At 45.3% G+C, this 14097-nt stretch carries 13 protein-coding genes; 11 read left to right on the top strand and 2 right to left on the bottom strand.

Translation table 11 applies throughout. The features are described from left to right. Positions 1 to 215: 215 nt before the first annotated feature. The 6 genes from B4033_RS07045 to B4033_RS07020 all read left to right on the top strand — a co-directional run bounded on the left by B4033_RS07045 (position 216) and on the right by B4033_RS07020 (position 6004). Positions 216 to 1175, top strand: a complete 960-nt coding sequence (locus tag B4033_RS07045) for a sulfonate ABC transporter substrate-binding protein (protein WP_286832854.1) — start codon at positions 216 to 218, stop codon at positions 1173 to 1175. A 29-nt stretch (positions 1176 to 1204) separates the two neighbouring features. After that, positions 1205 to 2197 (top strand): sulfonate ABC transporter substrate-binding protein, encoded by a 993-nt coding sequence (locus tag B4033_RS07040; RefSeq protein WP_004890941.1) that lies wholly within the window; start codon positions 1205 to 1207, stop codon positions 2195 to 2197. Positions 2198 to 2213: 16 nt separating this feature from the next. After that, on the top strand, positions 2214 to 3389 hold the full coding sequence (gene ssuD, locus B4033_RS07035) for an FMNH2-dependent alkanesulfonate monooxygenase (protein WP_262468036.1): 1176 nt from the start codon (positions 2214 to 2216) through the stop codon (positions 3387 to 3389). Next, positions 3389 to 4204 carry an aliphatic sulfonate ABC transporter permease SsuC gene (gene ssuC / locus B4033_RS07030; protein WP_286832852.1) on the top strand — a complete coding sequence of 272 codons (816 nt, stop codon included), beginning with the start codon at positions 3389 to 3391 and terminating at the stop codon, positions 4202 to 4204. The genes ssuD and ssuC overlap by 1 nt, the downstream gene beginning before the upstream one ends. A gap of 24 nt (positions 4205 to 4228) precedes the next feature. Further along, entirely contained in the window at positions 4229 to 5035 is an 807-nt protein-coding gene (locus tag B4033_RS07025; RefSeq protein WP_286832850.1) for an ABC transporter ATP-binding protein, read from the top strand. Positions 5036 to 5368: 333 nt separating this feature from the next. Further along, positions 5369 to 6004 (top strand): TetR family transcriptional regulator C-terminal domain-containing protein, encoded by a 636-nt coding sequence (locus B4033_RS07020; protein ID WP_171058634.1) that lies wholly within the window; start codon positions 5369 to 5371, stop codon positions 6002 to 6004. A 60-nt stretch (positions 6005 to 6064) separates the two neighbouring features. Here the strand turns inward: B4033_RS07020 and B4033_RS07015 are convergent, their stop codons facing one another. Next, positions 6065 to 6628 (bottom strand): 5'-methylthioadenosine/S-adenosylhomocysteine nucleosidase, encoded by a 564-nt coding sequence (locus B4033_RS07015; protein WP_163168893.1) that lies wholly within the window; start codon positions 6626 to 6628, stop codon positions 6065 to 6067. A gap of 331 nt (positions 6629 to 6959) precedes the next feature. Between B4033_RS07015 and ribF the strand changes: the two genes are divergently transcribed. The 5 genes from ribF to B4033_RS06990 all read left to right on the top strand — a co-directional run bounded on the left by ribF (position 6960) and on the right by B4033_RS06990 (position 12553). Continuing rightward, positions 6960 to 7961, top strand: a complete 1002-nt coding sequence (gene ribF / locus B4033_RS07010) for a bifunctional riboflavin kinase/FAD synthetase (protein ID WP_004890954.1) — start codon at positions 6960 to 6962, stop codon at positions 7959 to 7961. A 64-nt stretch (positions 7962 to 8025) separates the two neighbouring features. Continuing rightward, positions 8026 to 10872: an isoleucine--tRNA ligase gene (gene ileS, locus B4033_RS07005; RefSeq protein ID WP_286832847.1), complete on the top strand. Its 2847-nt coding sequence runs from the start codon at positions 8026 to 8028 to the stop codon at positions 10870 to 10872. Next, entirely contained in the window at positions 10865 to 11395 is a 531-nt protein-coding gene (gene lspA / locus B4033_RS07000; protein ID WP_008305917.1) for a signal peptidase II, read from the top strand. Before ileS ends, lspA begins: the two co-directional genes overlap by 8 nt. 1 nt (position 11396) lies before the next feature. Further along, complete coding sequence (locus tag B4033_RS06995; RefSeq protein ID WP_004890959.1) at positions 11397 to 11879, top strand: FKBP-type peptidyl-prolyl cis-trans isomerase; 483 nt, start codon at positions 11397 to 11399, stop codon at positions 11877 to 11879. Positions 11880 to 12010: 131 nt separating this feature from the next. After that, positions 12011 to 12553 carry an NADPH-dependent FMN reductase gene (locus B4033_RS06990; protein WP_048882116.1) on the top strand — a complete coding sequence of 181 codons (543 nt, stop codon included), beginning with the start codon at positions 12011 to 12013 and terminating at the stop codon, positions 12551 to 12553. Positions 12554 to 13118: 565 nt separating this feature from the next. Here the strand turns inward: B4033_RS06990 and B4033_RS06985 are convergent. Then, the coding region (locus tag B4033_RS06985) for a PQQ-dependent sugar dehydrogenase (protein ID WP_286832846.1) at positions 13119 to 14097 on the bottom strand (979 nt) is incomplete at its 5' end.

Below are 14097 nucleotides of genomic sequence, written 5' to 3'. Positions count from 1 at the left end.
AATTAAATATATATTTCAATAACGTAAATTGTATAAAAATTAAATTCCATAAAGATTCCAAATCACTTTTCTACATAAGTTTTGCGCTTTTTTATTTATCTTTTTTTCTCATTAGAAATTCCCGAATTGTTATTTTTTTGGAAAATAAAAAACGATTAGCGTATGCCTAACTTGTCTATTCCATCTAATTGGCTTTTTGTCAGGAGTTTATATTCATGCGCCAATCTACGGTTAAATTCATTGCAAAAACAGCAGCCCTGAGTACTGCTATTGCTGGCGTGATGTTGCTCTCTGGCTGCTCTAAAAAAGAAGAAAGTGTAACGCTGAATATCGGTTTCCAAAAATATGGCGTCCTTCCAATCTTGAAAGAACGCGGCACGTTAGAAACTGTATTAAAACAACAAGGCGTAAATGTGAAATGGGTGGAATTCCCAGCAGGTCCACAACTACTTGAAGGTCTGAATGTAGGCAGTGTGTCTTTTGGTGAAGCCGGTGAAGCACCGCCAATCTTTGCTCAGGCAGCCAACTCAAATCTGGTGTATGTCGCAAACCAGCCTGAAGCACCTAAGGCTGAAGCTCTGATTGTACAAAAAGACTCAAATATTCAGTCCGTCCAGGACCTGAAAGGCAAACGTGTTGCACTCAACAAAGGCTCAAATGTTCATTATTTACTATTAAAAGTCCTTGAAGCCAATAATCTGAAACTCAGCGATATTGAAGTGGTGTACCTGCCGCCTTCTGATGCACGTGCCGCTTTTGAGCGTGGAGCGGTTGATGCCTGGGTGATCTGGGATCCTTTCTTTGCGGCAGCAGAACATCAGATTGGTGCACGTGTGATTGCAACTGGTGAGAATATCGTGAGCAATCATCAGTTCTATCTGGCTGATCGTAAGTTCGCTGAAGCGAATCCACAGATCATTGATGCGGTAGTGAATGAGCTGAACCTGACTACTGAATGGGTATCTAGCCATCAGGATGAGGCAGCGAAACTTCTAGAAAAACCAACAGGCCTGGCATTCGACGTATTGAAAACTTCAATTTCACGTATGGGCTTTGGGGTAAAACCGCTCACGCCAGAAGTGGCGCAAAAACAGCAGCAGGTCGCTGATGCCTTTTATGGCCAGCAACTGATTCCAGCAAAACTGAATATTCAATCAGCAATTTTAATCCAATAAATCATAGGAAAATATCAGGGGATCTAATAATGACTCAACATCAGCGACATAACAAAGCAATCACATGGTTCAAGACCTCCAGTCATGCTATGAATGCCGCATTAGTTGCTTGTGCGATGTTGGGTTCAAGTGCCGCTTGGGCAGTTGATCCGTCAGTGAAACAGCTTCGTGTAGGCTACCAAAAAGCTTCGGTAAACCTGGTCATTGCACAACAGCAAAAGCTGCTTGAACAGGAATTTCCAAATGCAAAAATCAGCTGGAACGAATTTCCAGGCGGACCACAAATTTTAGAAGCATTAGCTGTAGGTTCTATTGATATCGGTGCGACTGGAGACACTCCTCCTGTCTATGCTCAAGCTGGTAATAAACCATTGCATTATTTTGCTTATGAAACTGCAAAACCGCTCTCTTCTGCCATTCTGGTACAACACAATTCCAAAATTACTAAACTGAGCCAGCTCAAAGGTAAGCGTGTCGGCGTTCATCGCGGTTCCAGCTCGCATTATTTACTGGTCCAAGCAGTACGTAAGGCAGGTTTGCAATGGACCGATATCCAGCCAATCTGGTTAAGCCCTGCGGATGCACGCGCAGCTTTCCAGAAAGGTGCGATTGATGCCTGGGCAATTTGGGACCCGTACTATGCTGCAGCGCAAGTAGAAGATAAAGCCAGAGTCTTAGCTTCAGGGAAAGGCTTAAGCCCCAATTATACCTTCTATCTGGCTTCAGAAAATTTAATTAAAAAACACCCGCAAGCATTAAAAGGAATTATCAAACAGGTCAATGTTGCAGATAAATGGGTACAGCGTCATAAAGCTGAAACTGCAAAAATCTTTGCGCAAAGTACTGGCTTAACACCAATTGTCAGCCAGACCTTTATCCAGCGTCGTCCTAATCCATCTGGTGCTGCACCGCTCACCAAGAAAGTGATTGCCGACCAGCAAGAACTCGCGAACCGTTTTAGTGAACTCAAGATCATTCCAAAATCTATCAATATTCAGCAAGCCGTTTGGGCAGGCAAATAATTCAAGGATCAAAGACATGAAAATTTTCTGGTTTATTCCGACACATGGTGACAGCCGCTACCTAGGTACCAGCAAAGGTGCACGCCAGGTCGATCATGCTTACATGAAACAGATTGCAGTTGCGGTCGATAACCTGGGCTATGAAGGTGTACTGATTCCAACAGGCCGTTCATGTGAAGATCCATGGTTAACCGCAGCCAGCCTGATTGACGCGACCAAGAAATTGAAATTCCTGGTTGCGCTACGTCCGGGGGTAACGACTCCTGCACTGGCTGCACGTATGGCAGCAACCTTTGACCGTTTATCTGGTGGCCGTGTCTTGCTAAATCTGGTCACTGGTGGTGATGAGCAGGAACTAAAAGGCGACGGCGTGTATGAAGATCACGAAACCCGCTACAAGACTGCAACTGAATACACAACGATCTGGCGTGAAATCCTGAAACGCTCTCACACGGGTGAAAGCTTCACTTTCCACGGTGAACGTTTAAGTGTAGACGATGCAAAATTGCTCTATCCACCCGTTCAAGAACCCCATCCTCCACTGTGGTTCGGTGGTTCTTCAGATGCGGCGATTGAACTTGCAACAGATCAGGTTGACACTTACCTGACTTGGGGTGAACCACCTGCAGCAGTCAAAGAAAAGATTGAAAATGTCCGTGCCAAAGCTGAAGCGAAAGGCCGTAAGCTTAGCTACGGTATCCGTTTACATGTGATTGTTCGTGAAACCAATGAAGAAGCATGGAAGGCCGCAGAAGAGCTGATCCAGTATGTAGATGATGCAACCATTGCAGCAGCGCAGGCAAAATTCAAGCAAATGGATTCAGTCGGTCAGCGTCGTATGGCTGAACTGCACAATGGCGACCGTAGCAAACTTGAAGTCTCTCCAAACCTTTGGGCAGGTGTCGGTCTGGTACGTGGTGGCGCAGGTACAGCACTGGTAGGCGACCCTGAAACTGTCGCAGCACGTATTCAGGAATATGCTGACTTGGGTATCGATACCTTTATCTTCTCGGGCTACCCACATCTGGAGGAGTCGATCCGTTTTGCTGAACTAGTATTTCCACTTTTACCACTTGAAACCCAGAAAAAATTGACTCAGCCAAACCTGACAGGTCCATTCGGTGAAATTGTGGCAAATAACTACACGCCAGATGAGAACAAGAAGGCTGCGAGTGTTCAGGAGCCAGCTTAATGTCGAAAGTCGTTTCTGTTGAAACCATCGCAGAAAAGAAGGTTTCACGTGGAACACAACTCAGGCAGCGTTTGCTGCCCTGGTTAGTTCCCATTGGATTAATTTTGATCTGGCAGATCGCGTCAAGTACCGGCCTGCTGGAAAGCCGAATTTTGCCTGCACCGAGTGCAGTCATCGCCGCATTCTGGGCTCTGCTGATGAGTGGTGAACTCTGGACCCATGTAAAAGTCAGTGCTGGCCGCGCCCTTACTGGCTTACTGGTGGGTGGGGGTTTGGGGCTGCTTCTAGGTTTACTCAATGGTTCATCCAAAGCTGCCTCTACCCTGCTCGATACCACTTTACAGATGATCCGGAATATCCCTGCCCTGGCCCTAATTCCACTGGTGATTTTATGGTTCGGCATCGATGAATCAGCCAAGCTGTTTCTGGTCGCCATCGGCGTGTTCTTTCCGATCTATATCAATACCTATCATGGTATTCGCTCAGTCGATCCGCAGCTGATCGAAATGGGTAAAAGCTATGGCCTCACCCGTTGGCAACTCTATAAAGAAATTATTTTACCGGGCGCAATGCCTTCAATTCTGGTGGGTTTACGTTTCTCGTTAGGTTTAGTGTGGGTACTGTTGATTGTGGCTGAAACCATTTCTGCACAGTCCGGGATTGGTTATATGACCATGAATGCACGTGAATTTCTGCAAACCGATGTGGTACTGGTCGGTATTTTACTGTATGCCCTACTTGGCAAACTGGCGGATGTTCTGGCGGTTGCCTTGGAACGTTTCCTGCTGCGCTGGCATGCTGGCTATCAAAAATAAATGAATAATATTGAGGAGCATGTGATGACTGATCTCAGCTTAGGGCGTCTCGCCAATGACCAAACTGCACCACAAGACTATGCTGCGGCAGATATTGATCCCCATGCAGTCATCGGTGCCGAAATTATTATTGAACAGCTGCACAAGTTCTATGGCTCGGTCAAGGTTCTGGAAGATCTGGATCTGCATATTCAGCCGGGCGAATTCCTGGCAATTGTCGGTCGTAGTGGTTGTGGTAAAAGTACCCTGCTGCGTCTGATTGCCGATCTGGAAAAACAGAGCTACGGCGAAATCAAGTTCAAGTCAGCACGTCATATTCGTGAAGGTATTACTGCGGACGATATCCGGGTGATGTTCCAGGATCCGCGTTTGTTGCCATGGCGGAGCATTGAACAGAATGTGCAATTGGGCTTGCCGAAAGATCAGTATGCCAATGCATCAAGCATGCTGGAGAAAGTCGGCTTAAAGGAAAAAGCAGGACTATGGCCATCGCAACTGTCGGGTGGTCAGCGTCAACGTACAGCCTTGGCACGTGCTTTATCCCATAAACCACGTATCCTGCTCTTGGATGAGCCACTAGGTGCCCTGGATGCCCTGACCCGCCTTGACATGCAGAACCTGATCGAAAAGTTATGGACTGAACAGGGCTTTACTGCAATCCTGGTGACTCATGATGTCAGTGAAGCCGTACAGTTAGCAGATCGCATCATCCTGCTGGACAAAGGTCATATTGCCAAAGAGTTCCGTGTCAACTTGCCACGTCCACGTCAGAAAGGAATCCAGTTTGCTGAACTGGAACAGCAAGTTCTGAATGCCGTACTGGCAACCTAAAAAGAAACAAAACCCGGATTTAGAATCCGGGTTTTCACTTTGAAGGATAGATAATTCTTAGAATTTCATCAAAATTAAAATTACAGTCCATCTTAAAAATAAAATGTCATGAATCTGACATTAATTAAACTGATTTCTCAATAACAAAAGACTTCAAAATAATTTAAACATTTTCAAAAGCTTGATTTTTATACTGGGATTCGCTAGTTTTGTAAGGATTACATAGTTGATCTACAGAATAAATCATCATTATTCAAAAAATTAGACTTCTACTTTGTGCACAAATCTGATGATTTGCCGTACAATTCAATATTCCCTTTTTTAATTGTTTTTATATTGCTGATGGAACAAAAAAAGAGTACTCAAAAGCGCAACCAGCTGCTCAGTGCCGCTCTAGACGTTTTTTCCCTATATGGCTTTAGTGGGGCAAGTCTGGACGAAATCGCACAAATTGCAGAAATGCATAAATCTAATATTTTCTATTACTATGAAAATAAAGAAGCTCTCTATGTAGAGGTGTTAACCACCGTACTGCAAAAGTGGCTGGCACCACTGCAAATGCTTGAAGCCGAGCTAGAACCGGAAGAAGCGATCACCAATTATCTGATGCAGAAAATTGAAGTATCACGCACGCAACCGAAAGCATCTCGCCTGTTCGCCTTGGAAGTGATCCAGGGGGCACCACATATTCTGGAAATTCTGAAAGGTCCACTGAAAAAACTGGTGAAACGTAAAGCCAAGGTGATCAGTAACTGGCAGGAACAGGGCAAGATTTCTAAAGATATTGACCCTGAACTGCTAATCCTGAATATCTGGGCAGTGACACAGAACTATGCCGACTTTGCCATACAGATGGAAATGGTGACCGGCAAAACGCTGCGTAACCGTAGCATGCAGCAGCGTGTGATTCAGCACACTGTACATATGATGCTTTATGGCGTACTACCACGTCCTGAACAAAACGCATAAGTTTTGCTTGGCATACGACCATAGTCATTATGGTCGCCGATCCGGTCTTTGACCTTATTCTTATTTTAACATCTGATATAAAAATAACAGTTTTTGCGCGCCTAACAATAAGTTTTCCTCCCAGTCGAGATGCGCTGTGTCATTGGCACCATCGGTAATGTATTTTACAGAAATCAGGCGTACGCCGAGTTTCTTGCATACCTTGGCCAATGCATAGCCTTCCATGTCGACCAGTTGGCAGGGCACTTTCGGTTGTCCTGTTTCGAAGCTATCTCCGGTTCCGCAAATACCCCTAGGCAAATGATCAAAGAAAGGCTCAAGCTCGATTGCTCCCGGGAAATGCTGATCCATCGGGGTTAAGCCGACGTCAAAACCGAGTGGTGAAACATCCATATCGCGCTGCACAAACTGGCTGACTTCGACCAGGGCATGCGCATCAAAATGCGAACTGCCTGCCGTACCCAGGTTCAATAAAGTCTTGCAGCCTGTGTTCTGAATCACTTCAAAGGCTTTAAAGGCTGCGTTGACTTTGCCAATACCGCTATAATGCACATCAATACCTTGTGCTTCAAATAAGCCTTTGGATTCATTGGGCAAAGCCATAATCAGTGCATGTTCGGACATTGGGTTTCCATATCAATTTTAAAATACTGGACTATTAAAAGATAAACAGGTGAGCGCTGCAAATAAAAATCGATTTCTGCTCAGCCGAAAATGGTCTCTGCCCTGTCTGCTATAAACCTGTTTAAACTGCCAGAAAAATAGAGATAGCTCTGATTATTAGAGCGCTAAGGAAGCAAGAAATATTGATTAATTTTTATTTTATTCAGCCGATTAAGTTCTAGGCTAAAGATTTTTAAATAAAAGATATTGCATAAAAACACAACAACAAGACGAAACGTAAAGATTATGGCAATATATAGCCTCTTCGAATTTCCAAGCACCTGATTCGCCCATGAAGCTGCTCCGTCTAAATGCCTTATCGTCTCGCACAGAATTACCTAAAACGGTGGTTACCATTGGTAATTTTGACGGTGTGCATTTAGGTCATCAGGTCATGATCAAACAGCTGAAAGCAGTGGCGGAACAGCAACAGCTGAAAAGCGTGGTAATGATCTTTGAACCGCAGCCGCTGGAATATTTCAAAGGCTATGAGGCCCCACCCCGTATATCATCTTTACGTGAAAAGGTGGAATACCTGACTGAACTGGGTGTGGACTATATTGCGGTGGCGAAATTTGATGAAAGTTTCCGTAGCCTGAATGCAGAACAGTTTGCCGATATTCTGAAAGATAAACTGAATGCCGAGCATCTGGTGCTGGGTGATGATTTCCACTTCGGTAAACACCGTCAGGGCAATAGCGAATTCCTGCGTAACTATGGTTTTCAGGTCACCAATCTGGATACCGTACAACTTGACGGCGAACGTGTCAGTTCGACCCGTATCCGTCAGACACTACAAGCAGGCGATCTTGCCCTGGCTGCCAAACTCCTGGGGCGCCCTTATAGCATTACCGGGCGGGTACAGTATGGTGACCAGATCGGCCGCACCATTGATTTTCCGACCATTAATGTGCGCTTAAACCGCCATAGACCGTGTTTGCAGGGTATTTATGGCGTGGAAGTGGTGTGTGAAACCGAATCTTTAAAAGATAAAGCTATAGCTGATGATGCAAGTAAAACAGGCATTGCTGGCTATGACCCCACCGGTCTGTTTGGCGCCGGACATGTCGGGACCCGTCCGGCCATTCAGCAGGAACAACCAGAATGGCGATTAGAAGTACATTTCCCTGATGTTTCTGCTAATCTGTATGGCCTGTTGATGCGGGTGACATTCTTAAACTATTTGCATGGCGAAAAGAATTATCCTTCGCTTGAAGCCCTAAAAGCCGGAATTGATGACGATGTCGAGAAACTACTTGAGTTTCGTCGAAATCACCCCACATTTCCCTTTTAATCCCCCATATTTTTATTGTAAAACGTGTCTGTCAAATGACAGATTGAATTGGAAGACAACTTGCATGAGCGATAAGCAAACTCCTGAAAATGCAGTGGATTACAAAGCCACGCTAAACCTCCCAGGTACTGACTTTGCAATGAAGGCAAATCTGGCAGTACGTGAAGCGAAATGGTTAGAAGAGTGGTATGCCGACAACATTTATCAGCAGATTCGTGCGTCGCGTATTGGCAAGAAAAAATATGTGCTTCATGACGGCCCTCCGTACGCAAACGGCCAAATCCATTTGGGTCATGCAGTCAATAAAGTCTTAAAAGACATCATTATTAAAAGCCGTGTCATGGATGGCTTTGATGCGCCATATGTACCGGGCTGGGACTGTCACGGTCTTCCAATCGAACTGAAAGTCGAAGAAAAAGTCGGTAAAGTGGGCGTAAAAGTTGATGCTTCGACTTTCCGTAAAGCTTGCCGCGAATATGCGTATACACAAGTTGAATTACAGAAGAAAGACTTCGTGCGTATGGGCGTGTTCGGTGATTGGGACAATCCGTACCTGACCATGAACTTCAAACAGGAAGCGGATATTGTTCGCTCACTGGGTGCAATCGCAAAAGCTGGTCATATCGAACCAGGTCTGAAACCGGTCAACTGGTGTCTGGACTGTGGTTCATCTCTGGCTGAAGCAGAAGTTGAATATGAAGATAAAAAATCCGATGCGATTGACGTGGGTTTCACTGTAGTCGATCTGGCTGACCTGTCTGCACGTTTAGGTGTAGAAGTCGCTGACCGTACTGATATCGTGATCTGGACCACAACGCCTTGGACGCTTCCTGCGAACCAAGCCGTTGCCCTGCATGCTGAAATTGAATATCAACTGGTGAAAGCGCGTGGCGAAGAAAAAGCGGCGCAAAACTTTATCCTGGCGAAAGATCTGGTGGAATCTGCAACTGAACGCTACGGTTTTACCACTGTTGAAGTCATTGCTGATTTTGCCGGTAGCAAACTTGAGCACCTGGTTCTGCAACATCCACTGATTAACGATCGTCAAGTGCCTGTAATCTTGGGCGAACACGTGATTGCCACCAGTGGTACCGGTGCAGTGCATACGGCGCCTGGCCATGGTGTGGACGACTATAAAGTTGGCTTGCTGTACAACCTGAAAGTAGAAAATCCAGTGGGTGGTAACGGTGTTTACTTACCAATGTCTCCACTGTTTGCTGGCGAGCATATCTACAAAGCCAATCCACAAATTATTGCTGCATTAGCAGAGGCCAACAAGCTTTGGGCACATCACCCAATCAAACACAGCTACCCGCACTGCTGGCGTCATAAAACCCCAATTATCTTCCGTGCGACACCACAATGGTTCATCAGCATGGATGCCAAAGGCTTACGTCAAGGCGCATTGAATGCGATCGAAAACGAGATCAGCTTTGTGCCGGACTGGGGTAAAAACCGTATCCAGGCGATGATTGAAGGCCGTCCAGACTGGTGTATCTCTCGTCAACGGACCTGGGGTGTGCCAATTCCGTTCTTCGTGCATAAAGATACCAATGAATTGCACCCACGTACGCCTGAACTGATCGAAGAAGTTGCCAAACTGATTGAACAGGAAGGTATTGATGGCTGGTACAACCGTGATGCACGCGAGTTCATCGGTGATGATGCTGAACAATACAATGCGGTACGCGATACCCTGGACGTATGGTTCGACTCGGGTACAACGCACTACGCTGTATTACGTGAACGTGAAGAGCTGCAAGACCCTGCGGATCTTTACCTTGAAGGTTCTGACCAGCACCGTGGCTGGTTCCAGTCTTCGTTGTTGACATCGATTGCCATCAATGAACGTGCACCATATAAAGGCTTGCTGACGCATGGTTTCGTAGTGGATGAGAAAGGCCGCAAGATGTCAAAATCGTTGGGTAACATTATTACCCCACAAGACATCATTAAAGATATGGGTGCAGACGGTTTACGCTTCTGGATCGCATCGGCGGACTACCGCTATGAAATGACTGCGGGTAAAGAAATATTTAGCCGTGCATCAGATGGTTACCGTCGTATCCGTAACACACTGCGTTTCTTACTTGCCAACTTAAATGGTTTCAAACCATCAACTGATGCGCTTCCTGTAGATCAATTGATCGCGCTTGATCAATACATCCTGCAACGTGCAGCTGAAGTACAGAAAACCGTTCAGCAAGCTTATGAAGATATGAACTTCCATATCGTAACCAATGCCTTAACCAACTTCTGTATCAATGACCTGGGTGGTTTCTACCTCGACATCATCAAAGACCGTCAATACACCACCAAAGCCGATTCTCAAGCACGTCACTCTGCACAAACTGCACTGTATCATCTGGTACAGGCATTCGTACGCTGGATGGCACCGATCTTGAGCTTTACTGCACAAGAAGCTTGGCCATTGATTCCTGAGCAGTCAGAGAAATATGTGTTCACTGCTGAATGGTATGACATTCCAGCCGCATCTACTGCGAACCTGGTGACTGAAGCTGAATGGCAAACGCTGATTTCGGTAAAATCTGCAGTGAACAAGTTTATTGAAGCAGCGCGTACTGAAAAAACAGTGGGTTCGAACCTGTCTGCCAAAGTTGAACTTTGGGCGTCGAACGAGCTGAAAGCGGTATTGGACAAACTGGGTGATGAACTGCGTTTTGTACTGATTACCTCTCAAGTGATCGTGAATGACTTTGAGGCTGCCCAAGGTGAAGCATCTGATCTAGAAGGTCTGAATGTGAAAGTTTCTGCAGCAGACGGCGAAAAATGTGTACGCTGCTGGCATGTACTTCCTGATGTAAACACACATGTATCACACCCAGGCTTGTGTGGCCGCTGTATCATCAACCTGCCGACAGGCCAAGGCGAAGAGAGAAAATATGCCTAATCCACAAGAAAAAAAGGGCTTATTCCAGTTCTATCCTCACAACTTGTGGTGGTTAGGTCTGACTATTATTTCAATTATTCTGGATCAATGGACCAAATGGATTGCGACCACTAGTCTGAATTACGCAGATCCAGTACCCGTCCTGCCCTTTTTAAATTGGACATTACTGCATAACTATGGCGCAGCCTTTAGTTTTCTGTCCGATGCCGGTGGATGGCAACGTTATTTCTTTACTTCGCTGGCAGGAGTAGTGTCTGTGATTTTCGTGTTCTGGCTGATGCGTATGCCAAAGAACATGAAAGTTTTACCTTTGGCCGTTGCCCTGATTCTGGGCGGTGCCATCGGCAACCTGATTGACCGTGTTTCTCTCGGCTATGTAGTCGATTTTATTCATGTTTATTATCAGAATAGCCACTTCCCTGCCTTTAACCTTGCAGACAGTGCCATTACGTTAGGTACTATTTTAATGCTGATTGACACCTTCTTCTTAGAAGGAAAACGCAACCAACAGCAGGCGAAATAACATGACTGATTTTATTAATCCTAACGAGGAAACTCGTATTGAAGCTGGCTCTAAGGTTGAGCTTCATTTCTCAGTAGCCATTGAAAATGGTGTTGAAATTGACAATACCCGCAGTCGTACTGAGCCGGTAAGTCTGGTGATGGGCGATGGCAGCTTGCTACCAGGCTTTGAAAAAGCACTGTTCGGTTTACGCGCCGGTGACCGTCGTACCGTAAGTCTTCCTCCTGAAGATGCTTTCGGTCCATGGAATCCTGAAAACGTACAAAAATTTGATACTGTGAAATTTGGCGAACGTCCAATTGAAGGTCATATGATCGAGTTTGAAGACAAAGCGAAACAAAGCCTGTATGGCGTGGTGAAAACCGTCGGTGATGACATCACTGAAGTGGATTTCAACCACCCGCTAGCTGGCAAGAATATTACTTTTGAAGTAGAAATCTTTAAAGTAACCCCAGCCGGTCAACAAGGTGTGAAATTGATGTAAGCATCATTTCACGACAAAGCGCCTTTGGGCGCTTTTTTTTATAATACAAATACCAAGATACAAATCATGCCTATTCATCCTTGCTTATTTTGATTAATTTAAATTGAGTGAAGCAATGACAGGATAATAAGATGAAGATTTACATCATTGTAGGCAGTATTCGCGAAGGACGTGTAGCGATCAAAGTAGCTGACTGGATCTTTAAACAAATTAAAACCTATCACTTCAGTACAGTGGAAGCTGAAATTGTCGATCTGAAAGAATGGGACCTGCCGATGTTTGCTGGCGCACATCCTCCACTCACCGGTATTTATGACCAGCCTAAACAGCAGGAATGGGCTGATTTTATTGCACTTGCAGATGCCATTATTTTTATCAGCCCGGAATATAACCATGGCTACAGTCCAGCCCTGAAAAATGCCCTGGATTATCTAGGTAAGGAATGGCAAGGCAAACCGGCGGCTTATGTCGGCTACGGTGCGACCAACGGCTCGCGCTCTATCGATCAGATCCGTCAGGTCGGTACACAGCTTGGTTTAGTGGATACCAATGCGGTAATCGAAATTCGTGATATCTTTAGTCGTGCTAAAGACTATACCTTTGAAGGGAATGAATTCGATAATAAAACCCTGCGAGGCGTGGTAGACAAGCTGATTCAGTATGTCAGTGCGTAAGTTGCCGCGGACAGCCAGGTCCGTTTTAGCTTACAAGCCAAGCAGAAATTACTGCTATTTGCCTACAAATATACACGCTATCTTTAAGTCATCACCGGACAGGATGTCCAATAGCGATACAAGAATAAGAAAAAGCGCATTACAACAGGAAGTTGCCAGATCTGACATGAGTCAGATCTTCACAGCAAATCCAAAAGGCCTCGACAGGATGTCGAGGCCTTTTACTTTATGGGTTGTCTATAAGCTTAAGTACTTCTCGCTATCCTGCTGCAAATTTCAGCATCACTGTACGCTATGGCGCACAAGTATTGGGGAGAGTTGACGCTATACCAAATCCATAATTCCTCTTATAGTTAAGACATACAGGACAGGATGTCTTGAAGAATAAAAAACAATAAATGCAGCAGGAAGCTGATCGGTATGACAGGAGTTATACCTTGATAAATGAATCTGGAAAAGCCCTGACAGGATGTCAGGGTTTTTTCTTTTATACCTTTATAAGCATATTTTTACTCTTAAACGAAAAGAGGATTCCAAAAAATCCTCTTTTTTTAAAAATTAGTACTTAAAGCGCTGTGAGCTTTAACAAACGTGCCTGAGGACCATCTTCAATCACCCAGATGCCCCCATCCTGAGCCTGTACTGCGCCACGAATCCGTGCTTTCATATCGAGCCGTTGAACTTCTTTGGCAGGTTGCTGCATTGTATCTATAATAATAATTGCCTTGGAAGAAAGACCTGTGGCTATCGCTTTATTTTGCCATTGCGGGAACATTTTTCCGGTATAGAAGTTCAGGTCAGATGGAGAGATTACCGGCGTCCAGTCCAATACAGGTGCTTCAAATTCAGGTCGGGTACTGTGGTCAGGAATTGGCTTTCCATCATAATGATCACCATTTGATACTAAAGGATAGCCATAATTTTTAGCCTTGATAATCTTGTTTAGTTCATCGCCGCCCTTCGGTCCCATTTCAATGACCCAGAGCTGCCCTTTGGGATCAAACGCCATTCCCAGAGGATTACGGTGTCCAAGACTCCAAACCTGCTGGGCAATTTCACCCTGATTCATAAAGGGATTATCGGCAGGGATCGAGCCATCATCGTTCAGGCGAATAATTTTACCGGCATTAGACTTCATATCTTGTGCAGGATCAAACTGTTGACGTTCACCTGAGCTGATCCAGAGCTTGCCATCCGGCCCGAATACAATTCGGTGCGCATAATGCCCCTGCCCTGAAGAAAACTTAGGTACTTGTGTCCAGATTTTTTCGATCTGGGTGAGTTGTGGTGCACCTTGTTTCAAATCCAGCTTGCCACGAATCACTACTGCGCCGTAACCGCCTTGACCCTGTTCAGCATAGCTCAGATAGATCCATGGGTTATTGGCGAAATCAGGATGTAATGCGACATCTCCCAAGCCGCCCTGACCGCCATAAGCCACTTTCGGGGTGCCTTTAATTTCAGTCTTTTTCTTGGTTTCTGGATCGAATAAGTACAGTCTGCCTTTACGCTCGGTAAGCAGTAGCCGACCATCCTTTAAAGGT

The organism is Acinetobacter sp. UBA3132 (assembly GCF_002364825.1).
Taxonomy (GTDB): Bacteria; Pseudomonadota; Gammaproteobacteria; order Pseudomonadales; family Moraxellaceae; genus Acinetobacter; species Acinetobacter schindleri.
This window is presented reverse-complemented; position numbering and strand designations above follow the sequence as displayed.